Source organism: Streptomyces sp. NPDC048337 (assembly GCF_043201175.1).
Lineage (GTDB): Bacteria > Actinomycetota > Actinomycetes > Streptomycetales > Streptomycetaceae > Streptomyces.
The window spans coordinates 87,787-112,096 of sequence record NZ_JBICYR010000007.1 but is presented as its reverse complement, the minus strand read 5'-3'; the positions used below and the strand labels follow the sequence as shown (position 1 = coordinate 112,096).

The window sequence follows — 24,310 nt, the reverse complement described above, 5'->3', positions numbered from 1 at the left end:
TGTTTCACGTGAAACGGGCCGCCCCTTCGAGGGGGCGGCCCGTTTCGCGTTGTCAGACGCATCGGGGTTCCGGCTCACAGGGGCCGCAGTGCGGGCTCCTTGCGCGCCGCGCCCAGCAGCCGGTCCAGTGCCAGCTCCACGTCTTCCTTCCACGACAGCGTCGACCTCAGCTCCAGCCGCAGCCGCGGGTGCACCGGGTGCGGACGCACCGTCTTGAAGCCCACCGCCAGCAGATGGTCCGCCGGCAACAGGCACGCCGGACCCTCCCACCGCGCGTCCCCGAACGCCTCGATGGCACGGAAGCCGCGCCGCAGCAGATCCTTCGCCACCGTCTGGACCATCACCCGCCCCAGACCCTGCCCCTGATACCCCGGCATGATCCACGCGGTGATGAGCTGTACGGCGTCCGGTGAGACGGGGCTGGTCGGAAACGCGGTGGACCGCGGCACGTACGCCGGCGGTGCGTACAGGACGAACCCCACCGGAACCTCGTCCACATAGACCACGCGGCCGCACGATCCCCACTCCAGGAGGACCGCGGAGATCCAGGCTTCCTTCTCCAGCGCGGGCGTACCCGCCTTCACCGCGGCCTCACCGCTGACCGGATCCAGTTCCCAGAAGACACAGGACCGGCAACGACGGGGCAGGTCCTGGAGGTTGTCCAGCGTGAGCGGTACCAGCCGACGACCCATGAACGAATCGTATCCACTGACCCTCACTCTTTCGACAGCAAAAGGGCGGACCGTACCGGTTCACACCGGCACGATCCGCCCTTTGGCGGCCGGGGGTCACTCCCCGGAAAGACCCTGCTCCAGCACTCGGCCCTCGCCCGGCGCCAGCGTCCCCAGAATCCGCTCCAGGTCCTCCATCGACGCGAACTCGACGGTGATCTTGCCCTTCTTCTGGCCCAGATCCACCTTCACCCGCGTCTCGAAGCGGTCCGACAGCCGCGTCGCCAGCTCACTGAGCGCCGGAGACACCCGGGCACCCGCGCGCGGACCCTTCGGACGCACCGCGCTCGTGGGCTCCGAGGCCATCAGCGTCACGATCTCCTCGACCGCGCGCACGGACAGCCCCTCGGCCACGATCCGGTGCGCCAGCCGGTCCTGCTCCTCGGAGTCCTCGACCGCCAGCAGCGCCCGCGCATGGCCCGCCGACAGCACCCCCGCGGCCACGCGGCGCTGAACCGAAGGCGACAGCTTGAGCAGCCGCAGCGTGTTCGACACCTGGGGACGCGACCGGCCGATGCGGTCCGCCAGCTGGTCGTGCGTGCAGTTGAAGTCCTGCAGCAGCTGGTCGTACGCCGCGGCCTCTTCCAGCGGATTCAGCTGGGCCCGGTGCAGGTTCTCCAGCAGCGCGTCCAGCAGAAGCTTCTCGTCGTCCGTGGCCCGGATGATCGCCGGAATGGTCTCCAGACCGGCTTCCCGGCAGGCCCGCCAGCGCCGCTCGCCCATGATGAGCTCGTAGCGGCCGGGGGTCGACTGGCGCACCACGACCGGCTGGAGCAGACCCACCTCCTGAATGGACGTCACCAGCTCGGCGAGCGCGTCCTCGTCGAACACATCGCGCGGCTGCCGCGGGTTCGGCGTGATCGCGTCCATCGGAAGCTCCGCGAAGGTCGCTCCCGCCACCACGTTGGCCTCCGGCGCCGCCGGCACCGGCTCTTCCACCGGCGCGACGAACGATGTTTCACGTGAAACATCCGCCTGCGCCAGCGAAGCGAGCTTCGCAGCGGCGATCCCACGCTCCGACGTCAACACCGGCACCGCCGACGGAGACGTCGACCCGGCACCGATCACCGGCGGCGTCTGCTCTTGCGGAGCCGCGGGAATCAGCGCACCGAGCCCTCGCCCCAAACCTCTACGTCGCTCGCTCACTGGATCCCCTCCGCCACATTCTGCGTGCTGTTCATACCCGCGCCCAGATGGGCGTGCTGGGCGTCGTACTGCATTCCGACCCCTCGATACGCGATCTCCCGCGCAGCCTCCAGATAGGAGAGGGAACCACTGGAACCCGGGTCGTACGTGAGCACCGTCTGCCCGTAGCTCGGCGCCTCCGAGATGCGCACCGACCGCGGGATGCTCGTCCGCAGCACCTCCTTGCCGAAGTGGCTGCGCACCTCCTCCGCCACCTGCGAGGCGAGGCGGGTCCTGCCGTCGTACATCGTCAGCAGGATCGTCGACACGTGCAGGCTCGGGTTCAGGTGGGCCCGCACCAGGTCGACGTTGCGCAGCAGCTGACCCAGACCCTCCAGCGCGTAGTACTCGCACTGGATCGGGATCAGCACCTCCGCGCCGGCCACCAGGGCGTTCACGGTCAGGAGCCCGAGCGAGGGCGGACAGTCGATCAGGATGTAGTCGAGCGGCTGCTCGTACGCCTGGATCGCCCGCTGGAGGCGGCTCTCGCGGGCCACCAGCGACACCAGCTCGATCTCCGCGCCGGCCAGGTCGATCGTGGCCGGGGCACAGAAGAGTCCCTCCACGTCCACCACCGGCTGGACGACCTCCAGCAGGGGCCGGCTGTCCACGAGGACGTCGTAGATCGAGGGCACATCCGCGTGGTGATCGATACCCAGAGCCGTGGAGGCATTGCCCTGCGGGTCGAGGTCGACCACCAGGACCCGTGCCCCGTGCAGTGCCAGCGAGGCCGCCAGGTTCACGGTCGTCGTGGTCTTGCCCACGCCGCCCTTCTGGTTGGCGACCACGATGACCCGGGTCTGCTCCGGTCGGGGCAGCCCCTCGCCGGCGCGCCCCAGCGCCTCGACCGCCAGCTGGGCGGCTCGGCCGATGGGGGTGTCGTTGTCTACAAGGGGCGCCGATGTTTCACGTGAAACATCCTCGCCCGCCGATTCAGAGCGGGGACCGGGGACCGGATCGGCCATCGGCCCCGCGAGGTTGGCGTCGGACCGCACGGTGTCACTCTCCTCGACATCAGGCTCGCGATGAACAGAGCCTGCCATGTCATCGGGGTCGCGAACCAGCGGGGCCCGTACTCCTGTGGATGAATCCACCGATGTGGACAACTCCGTCCCCCTCGCGTCCTTGCGGTGGCGGGGGGACGCAGCCGCACGACCGCGGCTGATGATTCCGTGCAGCAGAGAGCGACGTTTCACGTGAAACACGATGCCCGGAGGGAGTCTCCGGGCCGCTACGACACTCCGAAATCCATACCTATAGGGCCCAACCCAGGCCAAATCTCCCCGGGAGCCCCGAGAATTCGGAGACTCAGCGCCGGCGGCGCGTGCGTCCCACCCGAGCTGCCTTAGCCCGCTTGGCCGCGAATCTCACTCCACCGGGGCTCTCTCCGACCTCGACCCGCACCACCGTCGACATGGGATCCACCACACCCTCGCCCACGTGGAGCACCGAGGTCTTCACCACACCGAGCTTGGCCAGCGCCGTCTTGGCCGACACCAGCTCTTCCTCCGCGGTGTCACCCTTCAGCGCCAGCATCTCGCCATAGGGACGCAGCAGGGGCACACCCCAGCCGGCCAGCCGGTCCAGCGGAGCCACCGCGCGCGCCGTCACCACGTGCACCGGCTGGAGCTTGCCGAGGACCTCCTCGGCCCGGCCCCGCACCACGGTGACGTGGTCCAGGCCCAGCAGCTCCACGGCCTCCTGGAGGAAGTTCGTCCTCCGCAGCAGCGGCTCCAGCAGCGTGATCTTGAGATCGCGGCGCACCAGCGCCAGCGGGATACCGGGCAGTCCCGCGCCCGAACCCACGTCGCACACGGTGACGCCCTGGGGCACCACCTCCGAGAGCACGGCGCAGTTCAGCAGGTGCCGCTCCCACAGCCGCGGCACCTCACGCGGCCCGATCAGGCCCCGCTTGACTCCCGCGTCCGCCAGCAGCTCCGCGTACCGCACAGCTTCCGGGAAAAACTCACCGAACACCGCGCGCGCCTCTTCAGGCGCCGGGGGAAGCTCAGCTGCTTCCGTCACGGGGACCGTCCTTCCGTACCGCATGGTTGTTCACATGCCAGGCTGACAAACATCGGCCCCGTCTGCGACACAGACGGGGCCGAACACTCGCGCTACCGATCAGGCCGGAAGCACAACGACGAAGCGCTGCGGCTCCTCGCCCTCGGACTCGCTCCGCAGGCCGGCGGCCGCCACGGCGTCGTGGACGACCTTCCGCTCGAACGGCGTCATCGGGGCCAGCTTCAGCGGCTCGCCGGACGCCTTCACGTCCGCCGCCGCCTTGGCGCCCAGCGCCGCCAGCTCCTCGCGCTTCTTCGCACGGAACCCGGCGATGTCCAGCATCAGCCGGCTGCGGTCGCCGGTCTCCCGGTGCACGGCGAGGCGGGTCAGCTCCTGCAGAGCCTCCAGAACCTCACCGTCGCGGCCCACGAGCTTCTGCAGGTCGCGGCTGGCCGAGTCGCTGACGATCGACACCGCGGCCCGGTCGGCCTCGACGTCCATGTCGATGTCGCCGTCCAGGTCGGCGATGTCCAGCAGACCCTCGAGGTAGTCGGCCGCGATCTCACCCTCCTGCTCGAGGCGGGTCAGGGTGTCGCCGCCCTCAGCGGCGGCGGTGGTGGTGCCTTCCGTCACGGGAGGGACTCCTTCTTACTTCTTGGGAGAGGGCTTGCTGGGCGTCTGGCGCTTCGACTTCGTCTGCCGCTTCGGCTGCTGCCGCTTCGCGGCACCGCCGCTCGCCGCGTCCGCGTCGGCCGTGGCCTCAGAAGTCTTGATCACGGTGCCGTCCGCCTGGGCTGCCATGCCCTGCTTGGTCAGGGCCGTGATGAACTTGCGCTCGTTGTCGTTGCGGTCCGGGCCCTTGGCCACGATCGCGGCAACGATCTTCTTCTTGCTGCGGCCCCGGACCTCGCCGTGCGAGGTCACGTGCTTCAGCAGGCGGGTCAGGTACTGGTCCTGCGCCTTGCTGCCCGGCGTCGGGTTCTGGTTGATCACGTACATCTGCTGGCCCATGGTCCACACGTTCGTGGTCAGCCAGTAGACGAGAACACCCACGGGGAAGTTGATGCCCATGAAGGCGAAGATCAGCGGGAAGATGTACATCAGCATCTTCTGCTGCTGCATGAACGGCGTCTTGACCGAGAGGTCCACGTTCTTCTGCATCAGCTGACGCTGGGTGTAGAACTGCGACAGCGACATCAGGACGATCATGACGGCGGTCACGATGCGCACATCGGTGAGCGAGGCGTTGAGGCTCGCGACCTTCTCGCTGCTGTCCATGAACTTGGCAGCCAGCGGGGCGCCGAAGATGTGCGCCTGACGCGCGCTCTCCAGCAGCGACTTGTCGATGACGCCGATCGTCTTGCCGTTGGCGATGCTCGCGAGCACGTGGTAGAGCGCGAAGAAGAACGGGGACTGCGCCAGGATGGGAAGGCACGAGGAGAGCGGGTTGGTACCCGTGTCCTTGTACAGCTTCATCATCTCTTCGGACTGACGCTGCTTGTCGTTCTTGTAGCGCTCCTGGATCACCTTCATCTTCGGCTGGAGCGCCTGCATGCCACGCGTCGCCTTGATCTGCTTCACGAAGAGCGGGATCAGGCAGATACGGATCAAGATCACCAGGGACACGATGGACAGGCCCCAGGCCCACCCACTGTCCGCACCGAAGATCGCTCCGTACAGCGTGTGGAACTGGACGATGATCCACGAGACGGGTGTGGTGATAAAGCTGAACAGACTGGCAATCGTGTCCACTAATCAGGCTCCTTGAGCATTGCGAGATCTACGCAACGCACTGCGCAGCTGCTCGTGCCAACGCGGGCGTTTACGAGGTGGGACATGGTCCACACCACCCGGGGACCACGGATTGCACCGCAGGATCCGCCAGGCGGTCAGATACGTCCCCTTCACCGCACCATGCCGGTCGATGGCCGTGTACCCGTAGCGCGAACACGACGGGTAGTAGCGGCACACCGGCCCGAGCAGCGGACTGATCGTCCACTGGTACAGCTTGATCAAAGCGAGCAGCGGGTACTTCATCGAGCCACGCCTCCCAGGAGCCGCACCAGAGCGGCATCCAGGTCCCGGGCCAGTTCGTCGTGGCCGGCGTCACCCGCTCCGGGCAACGCACGTACCACCACCAGGCTACCGGCGGGCAGCTGGGACAGCCGCTCTCGGACAAGATGGCGCAGACGGCGCTTCACCCGGTTACGGACGACGGCACCGCCGACAGCCTTGCTGACGACGAAACCCGCACGCGTCGAGGGATCGATCTCCCCCGACTCGTGCGGGTCCGTTGCACCGCTTGTACGTAGGTGGACGACGAGGAGCGGGCGACCAGCCCGACGCCCCCGGCGTACCGCGCTCGCGAAGTCCTCGCGCCGCCTCAGCCGATTTTCGGGAGACAGCACGACGTCACGACCTGCGTGTTGTTACGCGGAAAGGGCGGCGCGGCCCTTGCTACGACGGTTCGCGAGGATCGCGCGACCGGCACGGGTACGCATCCGCAGGCGGAAGCCGTGGGTCTTGGCACGACGGCGGTTGTTCGGCTGGAAGGTGCGCTTGCTCACTCGGGGGCTCCAGAGAATAAATCGTTGTGGCGGGACATCGCCTGGCTGTCACCGTGCGCCCACGAGGAGAAACTCGCGTGTTCGCCCGAGTGGCACCGCTAAACGATCACAACCAGTGATCTTCGCCCATCGGTAGGCAGGCGGCAGCAGCCATCGACAACTCGACCTCGTTACGGTACGCGCGGCTACGCCATCCGGTCAAACCGAGCCGAGGCCGCCCCCCACTGTGCACAGCCTGTGGACAACGACTTGAACCGCACCCGCTGGCCTGACTACCGTTGCCTGATCCCGGATTTTTTTGTCCCGACCGTCCCAAAGAACCACACATTCGTGGGACCCCTGTGAGAGAGCGTGCCCTGTGGCTGACGTACCTGCCGATCTTGCCGCAGTGTGGCCAAGGGTGCTCGAAAAGCTCCTCGGGGAGGGACAGCCCGGGATCGAGCCCAAGGACAAGCAGTGGGTGGAGCGGTGCCAGCCCCTGGCACTCGTCGCCGACACCGCGCTCCTGGCCGTCCCCAATGAATGGGGCAAGCGCGTCCTCGAAGGCCGCCTCGCCCCCCTCATCAGCGACGCGCTGAGCCGGGAGTGCGGCCGGCCCATCCGGATCGCCATCACCGTCGACGACTCCGCCGGCGAGCCCGCACCCCCCGCCCCGCCCGTCCAGCAGCGCGAGGCCTACGAGCCCTACGCCGGCCAGCGCCCCGGCGGCGGACCCGGCGGACCGTCCGACGACCAGCTCCCCACGGCCCGCCCCGCCTACCCGGACTACCAGCAGCAGCGCCCCGAGCCCGGCGCCTGGCCCCGCGGCGGCCAGCAGGAGGACTACGGCTGGCAGCAGCCCCGCCTCGGCGGCTTCCCCGAGCGCGACCCGTACGCCTCCCCGCAGCCGGGCTACCTCCAGCAGCCCGAGCCCGCCGGCTACGAGCAGGGCTCCTTCGAGCAGCAGCAGTACGAGCAGTCCCCCTTCGACCAGTCCCCCTTCGACCAGTCCCCGTACGAGCCGCAGCCGTCGCACCCGCAGCACCAGTACGAGCAGCAGCAGTACGAGCAGCCCGCTCCGCGCCAGGCCCCCGGGCGGCCCGCGGCGCCCCCGGCCCCGTCGGGCGGTTCCACCTCGGGCCCGCTCGAGCCGACCGCCCGGCTGAACCCCAAGTACCTCTTCGACACCTTCGTGATCGGCGCCTCCAACCGCTTCGCGCACGCCGCCGCGGTGGCCGTCGCCGAGGCGCCCGCGAAGGCGTACAACCCCCTCTTCATCTACGGGGAGTCGGGCCTCGGCAAGACGCACCTGCTGCACGCCATCGGGCACTACGCACGGAGCCTCTACCCCGGCACCCGCGTGCGGTACGTGAGCTCAGAGGAGTTCACCAACGAGTTCATCAACTCCATCCGCGACGGCAAGGGCGACGCCTTCCGCAAGCGCTACCGCGAGATGGACATCCTGCTCGTCGACGACATCCAGTTCCTCGCGAGCAAGGAGTCGACGCAGGAGGAGTTCTTCCACACCTTCAATACGCTCCACAACGCCAACAAGCAGATCGTCCTCTCCTCCGACCGGCCGCCCAAGCAGCTCGTCACCCTGGAGGACCGGCTCCGCAACCGCTTCGAGTGGGGCCTGATCACGGACGTCCAGCCTCCCGAGCTGGAGACCCGTATCGCGATCCTGCGCAAGAAGGCCGTCCAGGAGCAGCTCAACGCCCCGCCGGAGGTACTGGAGTTCATCGCCTCCCGCATCTCGCGCAACATCCGCGAGCTGGAGGGGGCGCTGATCCGGGTCACGGCCTTCGCGAGCCTGAACCGGCAGCCGGTCGACCTGGGCCTCACCGAGGACGTCCTCAAGAACCTCATCCCGGGCGGCGAGGACAGCGCGCCCGAGATCACGGCCGGCGACATCATGGCGGCCACCGCCGACTACTTCGGCCTCACGGTGGACGACCTGTGCGGCTCCTCGCGCAGCCGCGTGCTGGTGACCGCACGGCAGATCGCCATGTACCTGTGCCGGGAGCTCACCGACCTCTCGCTGCCCAAGATCGGGGCGCAGTTCGGCGGCCGCGACCACACCACCGTCATGCACGCGGACCGCAAGATCCGGGCGCTGATGGCCGAGCGGCGCTCCATCTACAACCAGGTCACCGAGCTCACCAACCGCATCAAGAACGGCTGAGCCGGAGGCTCGGCGGCTGCGGCAGACCACCGATAAACGCGTACAGAGGGCGCTCCCGGGTCACTACGGGGGCGCCCTTCGTCGTCCGCGCGCCCCTGACCTGTTCGAATACGCCCCCTGCGGAGCAACTCATCCACAGATTCGCGGACTTTCTTCCGTCCACACCCTGGGGACGGGTTCCGTCACCCACAATCTGTCCACAGGGGTGCGGGATGATGGCCCATCAGGGCAGGTCAGAACCCTGTGGAATTGTGCGCAAGCATCATCCACAGCCTGTGGACAGAGAATTCGTCCACAGCGCTGTCCACCACGTTGTCCACCGGTCACCCACAGGTTCCCCGATCCTGTGCACAGGATCTGATCTCTTCTCCACACCGTTGTCCACTGTTCGGCAACCAGCCACCCCTTCTCACCGCCCCGAGTGAAAGCCGTCACACCGAGGTGGACGTTTGGGTTGTGGAGTACCGGGGGAAAGCTGGGGACACACCTGTGGAGTAGTCGGGGTCCCCTGGGGACGGCCTGTGCAGAAGTTTTTGTTCTCCACAGAGACACCGTGTTGTCCACCGGTGCCACCCACAGGGTGTGGGGATAAAAAACGCGGGCTGACCTGCGAGGACCGGGTTATCCACCGTTTCCACAGGCCCTACTACTACCCCCATGGAGAGTTAGGCCGGTTTCGGTTTTCAAGCAGGTCCTGTGCACAACTCGGTGGGCAGGCCTCCCCGACACCTCGCTCCCGACTTGACCGCCGGCGGGGACGACTGTCGGCGCCGTACGTCAGACTGGTCCCCGGCATCGGTCGAGGCATCGACGAGCCGACGACGAAGGCCGGCAGACGAGCGAGCAACAGCAGGAGGCGGTTCCGGTGAAGATCCGGGTGGAGCGCGACGTACTCGCGGAGGCAGTGGCGTGGGCCGCCCGTAGCCTCCCGGCCCGGCCGCCGGTGCCCGTTCTCGCGGGCCTGCTGCTGAAGGCCGAGGAGGGCACCCTGTCCCTCTCCGGCTTCGACTACGAGGTCTCGGCCCGCGTCTCCGTTGAGGCGGACGTCGAGGAGGACGGCACCGTCCTGGTCTCCGGCCGGCTGCTCGCCGACATCTGCCGCGCCCTCCCCAACCGCCCGGTGGAGATTTCCACAGACGGTGTACGGGCGACCGTGGTCTGTGGATCCTCGCGATTCACACTCCACACCCTGCCTGTGGAGGAATACCCGGCACTGCCGCAGATGCCGACCGCGACCGGCACCGTGCCCGGTGAGGTCTTCGCCTCCGCCGCCGCCCAGGTGGCCATCGCCGCCGGCCGTGACGACACGCTGCCCGTCCTGACCGGTGTCCGCATCGAGATCGAGGGCGACCGCGTCACCCTGGCCTCCACCGACCGCTACCGCTTCGCGGTCCGCGAGTTCCTGTGGAAGCCGGAGAACCCGGATGCCTCCGCCGTGGCCCTGGTGCCCGCGAAGACGCTCCTGGACACCGCCAAGTCCCTGACCAGCGGTGACACCGTCACCCTGGCGCTGTCGGGCTCCGGCGCCGGTGAGGGTCTCATCGGCTTCGAGGGCGCCGGCCGCCGCACCACCACCCGCCTCCTCGAGGGCGACCTGCCGAAGTACCGCACGCTCTTCCCGACGGAGTTCAACTCCATCGCCGTGATCGAGACGGCCCCGTTCGTCGAGGCCGTCAAGCGCGTGGCCCTCGTCGCCGAGCGCAACACCCCGGTCCGCCTGAGCTTCGAGCAGGGCGTGCTGATCCTGGAAGCCGGTTCCAGCGACGACGCACAGGCTGTGGAGCGTGTGGACGCCAAGCTGGAGGGCGACGACATCTCGATCGCCTTCAACCCGACCTTCCTGCTCGACGGCCTCAGCGCGATCGACTCGCCCGCCGCGCAGCTCAGCTTCACCACGTCCACCAAGCCGGCGCTGCTCAGCGGCCGCCCGGCCGTCGACGCCGAAGCCGACGAGGCGTACAAGTACCTGATCATGCCGGTGCGCCTGTCCGGCTGACGCTCTTGTGCGTCGGGCCCGGTCTCGCAGGCTGCGGACCGGGCCCGACGGCTTTTCCCCAGGGTGTGGAGGGGATTCCGTACGCCCGTCCCGGGAGCGCCCGTGGGGCCGGCCGGTGCCGCCCGGCGTAGGCTCGGAGCCTGGGTGCCCCCGGAGCGGGGGAATCCGGTTCAGACGGTCACAACGCTTAAGGAACCACCTGATGGAGCTTGGTCTCGTCGGTCTCGGCAAGATGGGCGGCAACATGCGCGAGCGCATCCGCCGCGCAGGCCACACCGTCATCGGATACGACCGCAACCCGGACCTCGCCGATGTCCACAGCCTGCAGGAACTTGTGGACAGCCTGCAGGCCCCCCGCGTGGTGTGGGTGATGGTCCCGGCGGGCGCGGCGACGCAGTCCACCGTCGACGAGCTGGCGGAGCTGCTCTCGCCCGGCGACATCGTCGTCGACGGCGGCAACTCCCGCTGGACCGACGACGAGAAGCACGCCGAGGAGCTGAAGGCCAAGGGCATCGGCTTCGTCGACTGCGGTGTCTCCGGCGGCGTGTGGGGCCTGGAGAACGGCTACGCCCTCATGTACGGCGGGGACAAGGAGCACGTCGCCGCGGTCCAGCCCGTCTTCGACGCCCTCAAGCCCGAGGGTGAGTTCGGCGCCGTACACGCCGGCAAGGTCGGCGCGGGCCACTTCGCGAAGATGGTCCACAACGGCATCGAGTACGCCATGATGCAGGCCTACGCCGAGGGCTGGGAGCTCCTGGAGAAGGTGGACTCGGTCACCGACGTCCGCGAGGTCTTCCGCTCCTGGCAGGAGGGCACGGTCATCCGTTCCTGGCTGCTGGACCTGGCCGTGAACGCCCTCGACGAGGACGAGCACCTGGAGCAGCTCAAGGGCTTCGCGCAGGACTCGGGCGAGGGCCGCTGGACGGTGGAGGCGGCGATCGACAACGCCGTGCCGCTGCCCGCGATCACGGCCTCGCTCTTCGCGCGGTTCGCGTCCCGCCAGGACGACTCGCCGCAGATGAAGATGATCGCCGCGCTGCGCAACCAGTTCGGCGGCCACGCGGTCGAGAAGAAGTAGCTCCACCACAGCACCACAGAGCAGAGCAGCAGGAAGCCGGGGGAGGTCGGCGCCGTATGCATGTTTCGCATCTCTCGTTGGCCGACTTCCGCTCGTACGCCCGGGCCGAGGTTCCCCTCGACCCGGGCGTCACGGCTTTCGTGGGCCCCAACGGCCAGGGCAAGACGAACCTCGTCGAGGCGATCGGCTACCTGGCGACGCTGGGCAGCCACCGGGTCTCCTCGGACGCCCCCCTGGTACGGATGGGCGCGGACCGGGCGATCATCCGCGCGGCCGTCACCCAGGGCGAGCGGCAGCAGCTGGTCGAGCTGGAGCTGAACCCGGGGCGGGCGAACCGGGCCCGGATCAACCGGTCCTCGCAGGTCAGGCCGCGTGACGTGCTGGGGATCATACGGACGGTGCTGTTCGCGCCGGAGGACCTCGCCCTGGTGAAGGGCGACCCGGGGGAGCGGCGGCGGTTCCTGGACGAGCTCGTGACGGCGCGCTCCCCGCGGATGGCGGGTGTCCGGTCGGATTACGAGCGGGTGCTCAAGCAGCGGAACACGCTGCTGAAGTCGGCGGCGATGGCGCGCCGGCACGGGGGGAGGTCGATGGACCTGTCCACGCTCGACGTGTGGGACCAGCACCTCGCGCGCGCGGGCGCGGAGCTGCTGGCGCAGCGGCTGGACCTGATCACGACGCTGCTGCCGCTGGCGGACAAGGCGTACGAGCAGCTCGCGCCCGGGGGCGGCCCGCTGGGGCTCTCGTACAAGTCCTCGGCGGGCGAGCCGGTGGACAGCGGTGCGGCGCGGAGCCGCGAGGCGATCTACGAGGTGCTGCTGGCGGCCCTGTCGGAGGTGCGCAAGCAGGAGATCGAGCGGGGCGTGACCCTGGTCGGTCCGCACCGTGACGACGTGCTGCTGCGGCTGGGGGAGCTGCCGGCGAAGGGGTACGCGAGCCACGGGGAGTCGTGGTCGTACGCGCTGGCCCTGCGGCTGGCCTCGTACGAGCTGCTGCGCTCGGAGGGCAGCGAGCCGGTGCTGATCCTGGACGACGTGTTCGCGGAGCTGGACGCGCGGCGCCGGGAGCGGCTGGCCGAGCTGGTGGCGCCGGGCGAGCAGGTGCTGGTGACGGCGGCGGTGGACGATGACGTTCCGGGAGTGCTGGTGGGGGCGCGGTTCGGGGTGTCCGGCGGTGAGGTGACCCGGCTGTGAGCGACCAGGAGAAGCAGCCTCCGCGGAAGACCCCCGAGGCCTCCGGGGTGGATCTGGCGCGCCAGGCGCTGGCGGCCGCGCGGGAGCAGGCGCGGGCGCGGGGGAACGCGGCGGGCGGCCGGAAGCGGCAGCAGCAGCCAGGACTGCGGTCGGGGGCGCGGGCGGACGGCCGGGACCCGATGCCGTTGATGGCGGCGCTGGACCGGCTGCGCACGGAGCGCGGCTGGGAGATGCCGATGGCGGTGGCGGGCGTGATGGAGCGCTGGCCGGAGATCGTCGGGCCGGAGATCGCGGCGCACTGTGAACCGGAGCGGTACGAGGACCGTGAACTGGTCGTGCGGTGCGATTCCTCGGCGTGGGCGGCGCAGCTGAAGCTGCTGGCTCCGCAGCTGGTGGCGCGGCTGAACGCGGATCTGGGGCAGGGCACGGTGCGGATGATCGTCGTGCGGGGCCCCGGCGGGCGGCCCAAGCCGTACGGGCCGTGGCGGGCGCCGGGGAGCTCCGGTCCGGGGGACACGTACGGGTAGCCCCGGCGGGGCTCGATGCGGGTGGTGTCCCTCACGGTAGTCGGAGGTTGACAGGCCGAAGGGCTGGGTGCCCGTGTGAGCCTCTTTGAGCCCCTTCCCGGATATGGGGAGTCGGAGAGTGGCGGTTCAGGGCGGCACATGCGGACTCAGGTACCGGCAAACCCCCATTCATGTCCGTGGTACCGGTAGACTGGAGGAAATCCCGCCCGTTCGCGGGATCACGCAGACAACGCAGATCGACGCGGCCGCTCCTCCGGCGCACACGCTGGTCCGGAGTACGGGCTGCGCTGTGCCAGAAAGGGCGCTTCGTGGCCGATTCCGGCGACTCCAACGAGAAGAATTACGACGCCAGTGCGATCCAGGTCCTCGAGGGCCTGGACGCGGTCCGCAAGCGGCCCGGCATGTACATCGGCTCGACCGGTGAGCGAGGTCTGCACCACCTCGTCCAGGAAGTCGTCGACAACTCCGTCGACGAGGCCATGGCCGGGCACGCGGACACGATCGACGTCACGATCCTCGCCGACGGCGGCGTCAGGGTGGTCGACAACGGTCGAGGCATCCCGGTCGGCATCGTGCCGTCCGAGGGCAAGCCGGCCGTCGAGGTCGTCCTGACCGTCCTGCACGCGGGCGGCAAGTTCGGCGGCGGCGGCTACGCCGTCTCCGGCGGTCTGCACGGCGTCGGCGTGTCCGTCGTGAACGCCCTGTCGACCAAGGTCGCGGTCGAGGTCAAGACGGACGGCCACCGCTGGACCCAGGACTACAAGCTGGGCGTGCCGACGGCCCCGCTGGCCAAGAACGAGGAGACCGACGAGCACGGCACGTCGGTGACGTTCTGGGCCGACGGCGACGTCTTCGAGACCACCGAGTACTCCTTCGAGACGCTCTCGCGGCGCTTCCAGGAGATGGCCTTCCTCAACAAGGGCCTGACGATCTCGCTGACCGACGAGCGCGAGTCGGCGAAGGCCACCGTGGGTGCGGACTCCGCCGAGGAGGCCGAAGAGGCCCAGGCGCGCACGGTCAAGTACTACTACGAGGGCGGCATCGTCGACTTCGTGAAGTACCTCAACTCGCGCAAGGGCGAGATGATCCACCCGACCGTCATCGACGTCGAGGCCGAGGACAAGGAGCGCATGCTCTCGGTCGAGATCGCGATGCAGTGGAACTCGCAGTACACGGAGGGTGTCTACTCCTTCGCGAACACGATCCACACGCACGAGGGCGGTACCCACGAGGAGGGCTTCCGCGCGGCGCTGACCGGTCTGGTCAACCGCTACGCGCGCGACAAGAAGCTGCTCCGCGAGAAGGACGACAACCTCGCGGGCGAGGACATCCGCGAGGGTCTGACGGCGATCATCTCGATCAAGCTGGGCGAGCCGCAGTTCGAGGGCCAGACGAAGACCAAGCTGGGCAACACGGAGGCGAAGACCTTCGTGCAGAAGGTCGTCCACGAGCACCTCAGCGACTGGTTCGACCGGAACCCGGTCGAGGCCGCGGACATCGTCCGCAAGGCGATCCAGGCGGCCACGGCGCGCGTCGCGGCCCGCAAGGCCCGCGACCTGACGCGTCGCAAGGGTCTGCTGGAGAGCGCCTCGCTGCCGGGCAAGCTGTCCGACTGCCAGTCGAACGACCCGACCAAGTGCGAGATCTTCATCGTCGAGGGTGACTCCGCCGGCGGCTCCGCGAAGTCCGGCCGCAACCCGATGTACCAGGCCATCCTGCCAATCCGCGGCAAGATCCTGAACGTCGAGAAGGCCCGTATCGACAAGATCCTCCAGAACACCGAGGTCCAGGCGCTGATCAGCGCCTTCGGCACCGGCGTCCACGAGGACTTCGACATCGAGAAGCTCCGCTATCACAAGATCATCCTGATGGCGGACGCCGACGTCGACGGCCAGCACATCAACACCCTGCTGCTGACCTTCCTCTTCCGCTTCATGCGGCCGCTGGTCGAGGCCGGTCACGTGTACCTCTCGCGTCCGCCGCTCTACAAGATCAAGTGGGGTCGGGACGACTTCGAGTACGCGTACTCGGACCGCGAGCGCGACGCCCTGGTCGAGCTCGGCAAGCAGAACGGCAAGCGGATCAAGGAAGACTCGATCCAGCGCTTCAAGGGTCTGGGCGAGATGAACGCCGAGGAGCTGCGCGTCACCACCATGGACGTGGACCACCGTGTCCTCGGCCAGGTCACGCTGGACGACGCGGCGCAGGCCGACGACCTGTTCTCGGTGCTGATGGGCGAGGACGTCGAGGCACGGCGCTCCTTCATCCAGCGCAACGCCAAGGACGTTCGGTTCCTCGACATCTGAGTCGGTCTCCGCTGACCGCCTGAAAGGACTTCTGACCAGCAATGGCCGACGAAACCACCCCCACCGCAGAGAATCCCGCGGAGGAGCAGCCCGTGCTGCGCATCGAGCCCGTCGGGCTCGAGACGGAGATGCAGCGCTCCTACCTCGACTACGCGATGTCCGTCATCGTCTCGCGTGCGCTGCCCGACGTGCGGGACGGCCTCAAGCCGGTGCACCGCCGCGTGCTGTACGCGATGTACGACGGCGGCTACCGGCCCGAGAAGGGCTTCTACAAGTGCGCCCGCGTCGTCGGCGACGTCATGGGCACCTACCACCCGCACGGTGACACCTCGATCTACGACGCGCTGGTCCGCCTGGCCCAGCCGTGGTCGATGCGGATGCCGCTGGTGGACTCGAACGGCAACTTCGGCTCCCCGGGCAACGACCCGGCGGCCGCGATGCGCTACACCGAGTGCAAGCTGATGCCGCTGGCCATGGAGATGCTCCGGGACATCGACGAGGAGACCGTCGACTTCCAGGACAACTACGACGGCCGCAACCAGGAGCCGACGGTCCTGCCGGCGCGCTTCCCGAACCTGCTGATCAACGGTTCCGCCGGTATCGCCGTCGGTATGGCCACCAACATCCCGCCGCACAACCTGCGCGAGGTCGCGGCCGGCGCCCAGTGGGCGCTGGAGCACCCGGAGGCCACGCACGAGGAGCTGCTCGACGCGCTCATCGAGCGGATCAAGGGCCCGGACTTCCCGACCGGCGCGCTGGTCGTGGGCCGCAAGGGCATCGAGGAGGCGTACCGGACCGGGCGCGGCTCCATCACGATGCGCGCGGTGGTCGAGGTCGAGGAGATCCAGAACCGCCAGTGCCTGGTGGTCACGGAACTCCCGTACCAGACCAACCCGGACAACCTCGCGCAGAAGATCGCCGACCTGGTGAAGGACGGCAAGATCGGCGGCATCGCCGACGTCCGCGACGAGACCTCGTCCCGGACCGGCCAGCGCCTGGTGATCGTCCTCAAGCGCGACGCCGTCGCCAAGGTCGTGCTGAACAACCTGTACAAGCACACCGATCTGCAGACCAACTTCGGTGCCAACATGCTGGCGCTGGTCGACGGCGTGCCGCGCACCCTGTCGATCGACGCCTTCATCCGCCACTGGGTGCAGCACCAGATCGAGGTCATCGTCCGGCGCACGCGCTTCCGCCTGCGCAAGGCGGAGGAGCGCGCCCACATCCTGCGCGGTCTGCTCAAGGCCCTGGACGCGATCGACGAGGTCATCGCCCTCATCCGGCGCAGCAACACCGTCGAGATCGCGCGCGAGGGCCTGATGGGCCTGCTGGAGATCGACGAGATCCAGGCGAACGCGATCCTCGAGATGCAGCTCCGCCGCCTGGCGGCCCTGGAGCGGCAGAAGATCGTCGCCGAGCACGACGAGCTCCAGGCCAAGATCAACGAGTACAACGCGATCCTGGCCTCGGAGGACCGTCAGCGCTCCATCGTCAGCGAGGAACTGACCGCGATCGTCGAGAAGTACGGCGACGACCGGCGCTCCAAGCTGGTGCCCTTCGACGGCGACATGTCCATGGAGGACCTGATCGCCGAAGAGGACATCGTCGTCACCATCACGCACGGCGGCTACGTCAAGCGCACCAAGACCGAGGACTACCGCTCGCAGAAGCGCGGCGGCAAGGGCGTGCGCGGCACGAAGCTGAAGCAGGACGACCTGGTCGACCACTTCTTCGTCTCCACCACGCACCACTGGCTGCTGTTCTTCACGAACAAGGGCCGCGTCTACCGGTCCAAGGCGTACGAGCTCCCGGACGCCGGCCGTGACGCGCGCGGTCAGCACGTGGCGAACCTGATGGCCTTCCAGCCGGACGAGAAGATCGCCCAGATCCTCGCGATCCGCGACTACGAGGCGGCGCCCTACCTGATCCTGGCCACCAAGGGCGGCCTGGTGAAGAAGACGGCGCTCAAGGACTACGACTCGCCCCGTTCGGGTGGCGTCATCGCGATCAACCTCCGGGAGACCGAGGACGGCAGCGACGACGAGCTGATCGGCGCGGAGCTCGTGTCCGCCGAGGACGACCTGCTGCTGATCAGCAAGAAGGCGCAGTCGATCCGCTTCACGGCGACCGACGACGCGCTGCGTCCGATGGGCCGCGCCACCTCGGGCGTGAAGGGCATGAGTTTCCGCGAGGGTGACGAACTGCTCTCCATGAGCGTTGTCCGGCCGGGTACGTTCGTCTTCACCGCGACCGACGGCGGCTACGCCAAGCGGACGCCGGTCGACGAGTACCGCGTCCAGGGTCGCGGCGGTCTGGGCATCAAGGCCGCGAAGATCGTGGAGGACCGCGGTTCTCTCGTCGGAGCGCTCGTGGTGGACGAATCGGACGAGATTCTCGCCATCACGCTCGGCGGTGGTGTGATTCGTACGCGCGTCAACGAAGTCAGGGAGACCGGCCGTGACACCATGGGCGTCCAGCTGATCAACCTGGGCAAGCGCGATGCCGTGGTGGGCATCGCCCGCAACGCCGAGGCCGGTCAGGAAGCTGACGAGGTCGACGGGACCGAGGCAGCCGAAGGACAGGCCGCCGAGGCCGCCGAGGGCACCGAGCCCTCGGCTGGGGAGCACGAGGAGTAAGTCGTGAGTGGAGCCACGGGCGCCGGACCGGCCATGACTGGAGACAACGGTGCCCGTGGCCCCGCCGCGGACTCCCAAGGTGGGGGCACCCCCGCCGAAGGCAGGGGGAGGATCGTGACGGACACCCGGGGACAGCAGCCGGAGGCACAGCCGGCGCAGCCCTACCACCCGCCGCAGGCCTACTCGGCGCCCTCGGGCCCCGGTGCGCCGCGGGGCGGCGGGGCGGGCGCCGGGCAGCGCAAGCCGCGTACGGGGGCCCGCATGGCGCCCAGGACGCGCAAGGCGCGGCTGCGGGTGGCCAAGGCCGACCCGTGGTCGGTGATGAAGGTCAGCTTCCTGCTGTCGATCGCGCTGGGCATCTGCACGATCGTCGCGGCCGTGGTGCTGTGGATGGTCATGGACGCGATGGGCGTCTTCTCCACCGTCGGCGGCACGATCAGCGAGGCGACCGGCTCGAACGAGAGCAACGGCTTCGACCTCCAGTCGTTCCTGTCGCTGCCGCGGGTTCTGATCTTCACGTCGGTCATCGCGGTCATCGACGTGGTGCTGGCGACGGCTCTGGCCACGCTCGGCGCGTTCATCTACAACCTGTCGGCGGGCTTCGTCGGCGGTGTGGAGCTCACGCTCGCCGAGGACGAGTGACCTGCGCAGACGCTGCGTCGGAACCGATTTTGGAGCTACCGCCTCCGTGCGCTAATCTTCAGGAGTCAGCGCGGGAGCGCGGAGGGGCTATAGCTCAGTTGGTTAGAGCGCATCCCTGATAAGGATGAGGCCACAGGTTCAAATCCTGTTAGCCCCACAGTGTCGAAGACCCCCAGGCCCAAGGCCTGGGGGTCTTCGACGTTGGGCCATTTGGTGGGCCGACAGGTCACCGAACGGTATCGGTCCGTGTGTATTGTTGGGCGTCAGAAGTCCCCTACGTCAACGAAAGACGAGGTCGCGCGGTGAAGAAGCTGCTCCTGGTCGCACTGGCCGCCATCGGCGGGCTCCTCGTGTACCGCCAGATCCAGGCGGACCGCGCCGAGCAGGACCTGTGGACGGAGGCAACCGACTCCGTGCCCTCTGGTTCCGGCGTGTGAGACCCGAAGGCTGATCCCATGAAGCCCCGGCTGCCGCTGCGGTCGGGGCTTTGTGCTGTTCTGTGACAAAAACTTACGTTATGCAAAGATTTGGCTTGCGCTAGCAAACTCGGGGTGGGCGTGATGGGTCGGGTACGGAGAACTGCGCTCGCGGGGGCGGCCCTCGGGCTGGTGGCCGCCTCGCTGCCCGCGGCGGCGCACGCCGAGGGGCAGGCGCCGCAGCCGCTGCCGACGTACCGCGCGGCGGACGGCGCGAAGAAGGTCGAGGGCAAGCCCTCCACGGCGGACGCCCCGCTGATCGAGGCCGGGAACGTCTACGAGGACACGCTCGGCCCCGGGGAGCGTGTGTACCGGCTCGTCCTGAAGAAGGACCAGTCGAACGTCTACGTCTCCGCCGTGGCCCGCCCCGGGCCCGACGCCAAGGTCTCGTACAGCGACGGCATCGAGGTGGAGATCATGACCACCGCCGGCCGGTCCTGCCCGGGCAGCACCGGCCGCGCGAGCCTCAACTACGACCCGGCGCCCCTCAGCGCCGCCGGCGTCCGCTCGGGGGCGGAGGACGACGACTGCGCCCCGGCCGGCGTCTACTACGCCAAGGTGACCCGTACGTCGGCCAAGGGCTCCGACCAGAGCCCCTGGCCGCTCGAACTCCGCGTCCAGCGCGAGCCCGGCCGCGGCTCCGGCGGCCCGACCGCCGCGCCCAGCGCCTGGCCCTCGGGGACCCCGGCCGCGCTGCCCGGCACCGAGGCGGTGCCCCGGACCGGCGGGACCGGCTTCAACGACGCACGGGCGCTGGGCTCCGGAGTGTGGCGGGACGAGCTGCGCCCCGGACAGACCCGGTACTACCGCGTGCCGCTGGACTGGGGACAGCAGCTGGGGTTCAGCGCGGAGCTGGCCAAGGCCAGGATGACCAAGACGTACGGTTCCGCCTCGGGCGGGCTCGTCGTCTCCCTCTACAGCCCCTACCGGGGCCTGGTCGCGGCCAAGGACACCTCCTACGACGGGCAGCAGGCCGGGGTCACCCTGGAGAAGACCCCGCCGGTGGCCTACGAGAACCGCTACGCGAGCGACCGCGAGGTGCAGCCCGTGAGGATCGCCGGCTGGTACTACATCGCCGTGACCATGGGCGGGAAGGTCGCCGAGTTCACCGAGGACGCGACCCCCGTGCCGCTGACCCTGCGCATGGACGTCACCGGCACCCCGGCCAAGGCGCCCGCGTACACGGAGGGCCTGGCCGCCGGCGGCTTCGGGGTCGGGGACGGGGAGCGGACCGCCGCCAAGGAGGGGCTCACCGCCCCGGAGGCCGCGGAGGCCGCCGGGAAGCACTCCGTGATGCGGGTGGTGGCGGGCGCCGGCTTCGGCACCGGGGCGCTGCTGCTGCTCGTGCTGGGCGGGTGGATCCTGCTGGCCCGCCGGGGCCGCGGGGCTACAGCTGGGTGAGGGCCCAGACCCCGACCGCGAAGCAGAGCAGTGCGGCGGCGAGGATTCCGGCCGTGACCTTCGGGCTCGGCGGGGCCAGGCCGTCGCCCCGGTTCGCCGGGGGAGCCGCGGTGTGCGCGACGGGCGGGGGCAGGTGGAAACTCCCCGTCTCCGAGGGGCCGTACGAGGGCACCCGGTCCGGGACGGCCGGGTACGGGACGGTCGCGCCGGACCCGGTCGGCACACCGGCGGAGGCGGTCGGGGCGCCGTAGCCCGGGGCCGCCGTCGTGGCGGTGGCGCGGGGATCGGTACGGGTGGGTTCCGCCGCCACCGTCACGGACGCGGAACCGCCCGGCGGGGTCGCGGAGGCCGCGGGCGCCGGGGCGCCGCCGGGCAGGGTCGCGGAGGCCGTCAGGGGTCCCTCCGGGCCGAAGCCGGGCGGGAGCGGGCCGAGTTGGTCGAACACCTCCACCGGATCCGCGTCCGGCGCGGGCGGCGGCAGCAGCTCCACGGCTTCGGCAAGGGCCTTGCGCGCCCCTGTGGCCGTCTTGAACCGGCTCTGGGGATCCGGCTGCAGGAGACCGGCGATGACGTCCCAGAGGGGCGTGGGGACGCCTTCCGGGGCTCCCGGAGTGCCGTGGGCGAGGAAGTGCTCGACGAGGCCCTGGGAGTCGGGCTTGCGGCCCTTGAGGAGGTACAGGGCGACCAGCCCGACGGCGAAGAGGTCGGCGGGGAAGTCGGGCTCGGCGCCCAGCAGTTGCTCGGGGGCGAAGTAACCGGGCGTACCGACCACGTAGTTGGTCTCGGTCAGCCGGGGCTCGCCCTTGCGCATGGAGATCCCGAAGTCGGACAGGCGCAGGTGCGGCCGCCCGGTTCCGGTGGCCTCCATCAGGATGTTGGCCGGTTTGATGTCGCGGTGGACGACGCCTTCCGCGTGCACCGCCGCCAGCCCCGACAGGAGCTGGTCGAGCAGCGTGCAGACGAAGCGGGGCGGGAGGGGACCGTAGTCCCCGATCACGTGGCCGAGGGAGCCGCCGCCGACCAGGTCCATGGTGAACAGGACCTTGTCGTCGTCGGCCGCCCAGCTGGCGGGGGCCAGTACGTGCGGGTGGTCGATCCGCAGCGCCTGCTCCCGTACGAACCGCAGGAGCGTGTGGGCGTCGCTCTGCAAGAGGACCTTCGCTGCCACGTAACGGCGGCGCCGGTGGTCCCAGGCACGCCATACGGCGCCGGCGCCACCGCGCCCGATCGGATCGATCAACTCGTACCGACCGGCGAAAACCTCACCCATCGCTGTGCCCGTCCCCCGTCACCCGTACCCGTGATCCGTCGTCCGCCGTCGTGCGTGTCAGTTCTGGTGGGCCTCGTAATGGGCGACCGCCTCGGCGGTGCGGCCCGCGCCGTACACCCGGAGGAACTCTGCCAGTTCGGGGTGGGTGGGGGCGAGGGTGTCCGCCGCGTCGATGATGTCGCCGGCCGCGGCGACCGAGCGCAGCAGCGACTGGATCTCGCGGACGACCCGCTTGACGGTGGGAGCGCCCGAGCCCGAGGCGGTCTGGCCGCTGTTGCTGAGGACGGAGCCCCCCTGGGTCTTCTTGATCTCGTCCATCCGGTCGGTGGCCTCCGCCGCGCTGACGCTCCCGTCGGCCACCTGGCCGGCGAGGTCCTGGAGGGCCTGGACCCGCTGCACCACGGCCGGGTTCCCGATCTTGGCGCGCTGGCCGCTCATCAGCTGGGACAGCATGGGCGCCGACAGTCCGAGGACGGCAGCGAGGCGGGCCTGGTTCAAACCGAGGTCATCTATGAGCCGGCGGAAGAGCGCGCCCAGCGGCTCCCCGTACCAGCTGCGCTGAAGCTCTCTCGCTCTGGCCGTGGCCTCTTGTTGTACTGCGTCCACTCTTCCTACTCCCCTTCGCTGGTGCGAACCTCGCGAGCATCTTACGGAGAGTGGTCGCGGGGCGGGAGTCCCTATCATTTTGCGAGATGAGGGGGTACACCCGGTACTCTGTTCTGCGGAACGGCCGCTCCTCGCAAGGGGGACAGGCGTGCCCGGATCCACGGGGCCTTAGCTCAGTTGGTAGAGCGCTGCCTTTGCAAGGCAGATGTCAGGAGTTCGAATCTCCTAGGCTCCACAGACGAACCCCTCTGAACTGCGGAAACGCAGGGCGGAGGGGTTCTTTGCGTGCGGCGGGCGGGTGGCCCGACGGGTCTCAGAGGTCGATCCAGTAGCGACGCTTGGGGCCGATCAGGGTGTCGCGGACGTCTTCGAGGACGCCGCCGTTGCGCTCGATCGTGCGTACCGAGGCGGCGTTGTCCGGGTCGCAGGTCAGCAGGACCCGGTCCATCCCCATGACGCGTGCCTCGTGGAGCACCGCGCCCAGCGCCCAGGTGGCGAGGCCCCGTCCACGGGCCGAGGGGCGCACGCTGTAGCCGATGTGGCCGCCGGCGTCGAGGAGGAAGGCGTTCAGGTGGTGGCGCAGGTCGATGGCGCCGAGGTAGGTGTCGCCCTCCGCGATCCACCAGTACGTGGCGTGCACCCGGCCCGGCTCGACCGGCACCGTGCGGTCGGCGTACCGGTGCAGGCGCTCCACCCAGGCCGCGAATCCCTCCGGGCTCTCCACGTCGTCGTCGGAGCCGAGGCCGGCGCCGTCCATGTGCGCGTCGTCGCCCCATTCGGCACGGGCGGCGAGCCAGGAGGTGTGCAGGCGTGGGGTGGGCGTGATGAGCTCGGGCATGGTCCGGACGATAACCCGGCCGGCGATCGGCGCCCGCGCCTACATGGCGGCCAGCAGCTCCCGAAGCAGCTCGTTGAGCTGCTCGATCCGCTCCGGCTCCATCCCGGCGAAGACCTTGGCCTGCTCCTCAAGGCCGGTGCCGACCGCCTGGTCGATCACCGACAGTCCCTCGGGCGTGAGCGTGACGCGCAGGCCGCGCCGGTCCGCCGGGTCCGGTGAGCGCTGGACCAGGCCGGCCCGCTCCAGCTTGTCCAGCCGCCCGGTCATCCCGCCGGTGGTCAGCATCAGCGTGGCCGTCAGCTCGCGCGGGGAAACCGTGTACGGCTCGCCCGCCCGGCGCAGCACGGCCAGCACGTCGAACTCTCCACGGCCGATGCCGAACCGTTGGTACGTCTTCTCCATCCGGTCGCCCATTTCCCGGGACAGCCGATAGATCCGGCCGAAGACCTCCATCGGGGCAGTCTGCAGGTCGGGCCTGGCCCGCTGCCACTGGCTGATGATCGCGTCCACGGCGTCCTGCTTCGCATGCGGCTCGCCCTGGCGTGCGACTCTGTGCGTCTCCATGGGACCAGCCTTTCACAACTGCTTGCTCCGAAGTAGCTTAGCGGCAAGGTACTTGTGTGGGGAAGCCCGGGTGGCGGCCGCCACCCCTGCCTGCCCGAGACCGCGGAGCGGGCGTGGATAAACGAT

Annotated in this window: 23 protein-coding genes and 2 tRNA genes; 12 read left to right on the top strand and 13 right to left on the bottom strand. The window is 69.3% G+C overall.

Going from position 1 to position 24,310, the window contains the following annotated elements; genetic code table 11:
- Positions 1-74 precede the first annotated feature (74 nt).
- The 9 genes from ACGFYU_RS14225 to rpmH form a co-directional block, all read right to left on the bottom strand.
- Positions 75-692 (bottom strand): GNAT family N-acetyltransferase, encoded by a 618-nt coding sequence (locus ACGFYU_RS14225; protein WP_393827572.1) that lies wholly within the window; start codon positions 690-692, stop codon positions 75-77.
- Positions 693-788: 96 nt separating this feature from the next.
- Positions 789-1,877, bottom strand: coding sequence for a ParB/RepB/Spo0J family partition protein (locus tag ACGFYU_RS14220; protein WP_393827571.1), 1,089 nt, complete (start codon positions 1,875-1,877; stop codon positions 789-791).
- Complete coding sequence (locus ACGFYU_RS14215; protein WP_393827570.1) at positions 1,874-2,959, bottom strand: AAA family ATPase; 1,086 nt, start codon at positions 2,957-2,959, stop codon at positions 1,874-1,876. The genes ACGFYU_RS14220 and ACGFYU_RS14215 overlap by 4 nt, the downstream gene beginning before the upstream one ends.
- Before the next feature lie 265 nt (positions 2,960-3,224).
- Complete coding sequence (rsmG, locus tag ACGFYU_RS14210; RefSeq protein WP_393827569.1) at positions 3,225-3,965, bottom strand: 16S rRNA (guanine(527)-N(7))-methyltransferase RsmG; 741 nt, start codon at positions 3,963-3,965, stop codon at positions 3,225-3,227.
- A 75-nt stretch (positions 3,966-4,040) separates the two neighbouring features.
- Positions 4,041-4,553, bottom strand: coding sequence for a R3H domain-containing nucleic acid-binding protein (locus ACGFYU_RS14205; RefSeq protein WP_365164382.1), 513 nt, complete (start codon positions 4,551-4,553; stop codon positions 4,041-4,043).
- A 15-nt stretch (positions 4,554-4,568) separates the two neighbouring features.
- On the bottom strand, positions 4,569-5,672 hold the full coding sequence (gene yidC / locus ACGFYU_RS14200) for a membrane protein insertase YidC (RefSeq protein ID WP_393827568.1): 1,104 nt from the start codon (positions 5,670-5,672) through the stop codon (positions 4,569-4,571).
- A 3-nt stretch (positions 5,673-5,675) separates the two neighbouring features.
- The gene (gene yidD, locus ACGFYU_RS14195; protein WP_393827567.1) at positions 5,676-5,957 is read right to left on the bottom strand and encodes a membrane protein insertion efficiency factor YidD; all 282 of its coding nucleotides are present in this window, start codon (positions 5,955-5,957) and stop codon (positions 5,676-5,678) included.
- Positions 5,954-6,328 (bottom strand): ribonuclease P protein component, encoded by a 375-nt coding sequence (gene rnpA / locus ACGFYU_RS14190; protein ID WP_393827566.1) that lies wholly within the window; start codon positions 6,326-6,328, stop codon positions 5,954-5,956. Before rnpA ends, yidD begins: the two co-directional genes overlap by 4 nt.
- 21 nt (positions 6,329-6,349) lie before the next feature.
- Complete coding sequence (rpmH, locus tag ACGFYU_RS14185; protein WP_018547628.1) at positions 6,350-6,487, bottom strand: 50S ribosomal protein L34; 138 nt, start codon at positions 6,485-6,487, stop codon at positions 6,350-6,352.
- A 358-nt stretch (positions 6,488-6,845) separates the two neighbouring features.
- On the opposite strand from rpmH, the gene dnaA reads away from it, so the two are divergent.
- From dnaA to ACGFYU_RS14130, 11 genes are all read left to right on the top strand, one after another.
- Complete coding sequence (gene dnaA, locus ACGFYU_RS14180; RefSeq protein WP_393827565.1) at positions 6,846-8,651, top strand: chromosomal replication initiator protein DnaA; 1,806 nt, start codon at positions 6,846-6,848, stop codon at positions 8,649-8,651.
- Positions 8,652-9,516: 865 nt separating this feature from the next.
- The gene (gene dnaN / locus ACGFYU_RS14175; RefSeq protein ID WP_030153167.1) at positions 9,517-10,647 is read left to right on the top strand and encodes a DNA polymerase III subunit beta; all 1,131 of its coding nucleotides are present in this window, start codon (positions 9,517-9,519) and stop codon (positions 10,645-10,647) included.
- 202 nt (positions 10,648-10,849) lie between these two features.
- On the top strand, positions 10,850-11,725 hold the full coding sequence (gnd, locus tag ACGFYU_RS14170) for a phosphogluconate dehydrogenase (NAD(+)-dependent, decarboxylating) (protein ID WP_393827564.1): 876 nt from the start codon (positions 10,850-10,852) through the stop codon (positions 11,723-11,725).
- Positions 11,726-11,781: 56 nt separating this feature from the next.
- On the top strand, positions 11,782-12,918 hold the full coding sequence (gene recF / locus ACGFYU_RS14165) for a DNA replication/repair protein RecF (protein ID WP_393827563.1): 1,137 nt from the start codon (positions 11,782-11,784) through the stop codon (positions 12,916-12,918).
- The gene (locus tag ACGFYU_RS14160; RefSeq protein WP_393827562.1) at positions 12,915-13,445 is read left to right on the top strand and encodes a DUF721 domain-containing protein; all 531 of its coding nucleotides are present in this window, start codon (positions 12,915-12,917) and stop codon (positions 13,443-13,445) included. Before recF ends, ACGFYU_RS14160 begins: the two co-directional genes overlap by 4 nt.
- 287 nt (positions 13,446-13,732) lie before the next feature.
- On the top strand, positions 13,733-15,751 hold the full coding sequence (gyrB, locus tag ACGFYU_RS14155) for a DNA topoisomerase (ATP-hydrolyzing) subunit B (RefSeq protein ID WP_393827771.1): 2,019 nt from the start codon (positions 13,733-13,735) through the stop codon (positions 15,749-15,751).
- 41 nt (positions 15,752-15,792) lie between these two features.
- On the top strand, positions 15,793-18,387 hold the full coding sequence (gyrA, locus tag ACGFYU_RS14150; RefSeq protein ID WP_393827561.1) for a DNA gyrase subunit A: 2,595 nt from the start codon (positions 15,793-15,795) through the stop codon (positions 18,385-18,387).
- A 3-nt stretch (positions 18,388-18,390) separates the two neighbouring features.
- A complete protein-coding gene (locus tag ACGFYU_RS14145) occupies positions 18,391-19,029 on the top strand; it encodes a DUF3566 domain-containing protein (RefSeq protein WP_393827560.1) in 639 nt (212 codons plus the stop codon).
- An 83-nt stretch (positions 19,030-19,112) separates the two neighbouring features.
- Positions 19,113-19,186, top strand: a tRNA-Ile gene (locus ACGFYU_RS14140).
- Between the two features lie 145 nt (positions 19,187-19,331).
- A complete protein-coding gene (locus ACGFYU_RS14135; RefSeq protein WP_208809277.1) occupies positions 19,332-19,466 on the top strand; it encodes a DLW-39 family protein in 135 nt (44 codons plus the stop codon).
- Positions 19,467-19,589: 123 nt separating this feature from the next.
- The gene (locus tag ACGFYU_RS14130; protein WP_393827559.1) at positions 19,590-20,906 is read left to right on the top strand and encodes a hypothetical protein; all 1,317 of its coding nucleotides are present in this window, start codon (positions 19,590-19,592) and stop codon (positions 20,904-20,906) included.
- On the opposite strand, the gene ACGFYU_RS14125 is transcribed toward ACGFYU_RS14130, so the two are convergent.
- Both ACGFYU_RS14125 and ACGFYU_RS14120 read right to left on the bottom strand, forming a co-directional pair.
- Positions 20,893-22,176: a serine/threonine-protein kinase gene (locus tag ACGFYU_RS14125; protein WP_393827558.1), complete on the bottom strand. Its 1,284-nt coding sequence runs from the start codon at positions 22,174-22,176 to the stop codon at positions 20,893-20,895. The two genes, ACGFYU_RS14130 and ACGFYU_RS14125, sit on opposite strands and share 14 nt — an antisense overlap.
- 57 nt (positions 22,177-22,233) lie before the next feature.
- On the bottom strand, positions 22,234-22,782 hold the full coding sequence (locus tag ACGFYU_RS14120; RefSeq protein ID WP_393827557.1) for a helix-turn-helix domain-containing protein: 549 nt from the start codon (positions 22,780-22,782) through the stop codon (positions 22,234-22,236).
- Positions 22,783-22,944: 162 nt separating this feature from the next.
- Between ACGFYU_RS14120 and ACGFYU_RS14115 the strand changes: the two genes are divergently transcribed.
- Positions 22,945-23,017 (top strand) — tRNA-Ala (locus tag ACGFYU_RS14115).
- A 78-nt stretch (positions 23,018-23,095) separates the two neighbouring features.
- Here the strand turns inward: ACGFYU_RS14115 and ACGFYU_RS14110 are convergent.
- Entirely contained in the window at positions 23,096-23,620 is a 525-nt protein-coding gene (locus ACGFYU_RS14110; RefSeq protein ID WP_393827556.1) for a GNAT family N-acetyltransferase, read from the bottom strand.
- Between the two features lie 39 nt (positions 23,621-23,659).
- Positions 23,660-24,184, bottom strand: coding sequence for a MarR family winged helix-turn-helix transcriptional regulator (locus ACGFYU_RS14105; protein ID WP_393827555.1), 525 nt, complete (start codon positions 24,182-24,184; stop codon positions 23,660-23,662).
- Between the last annotated feature and the right edge of the window lie 126 nt (positions 24,185-24,310).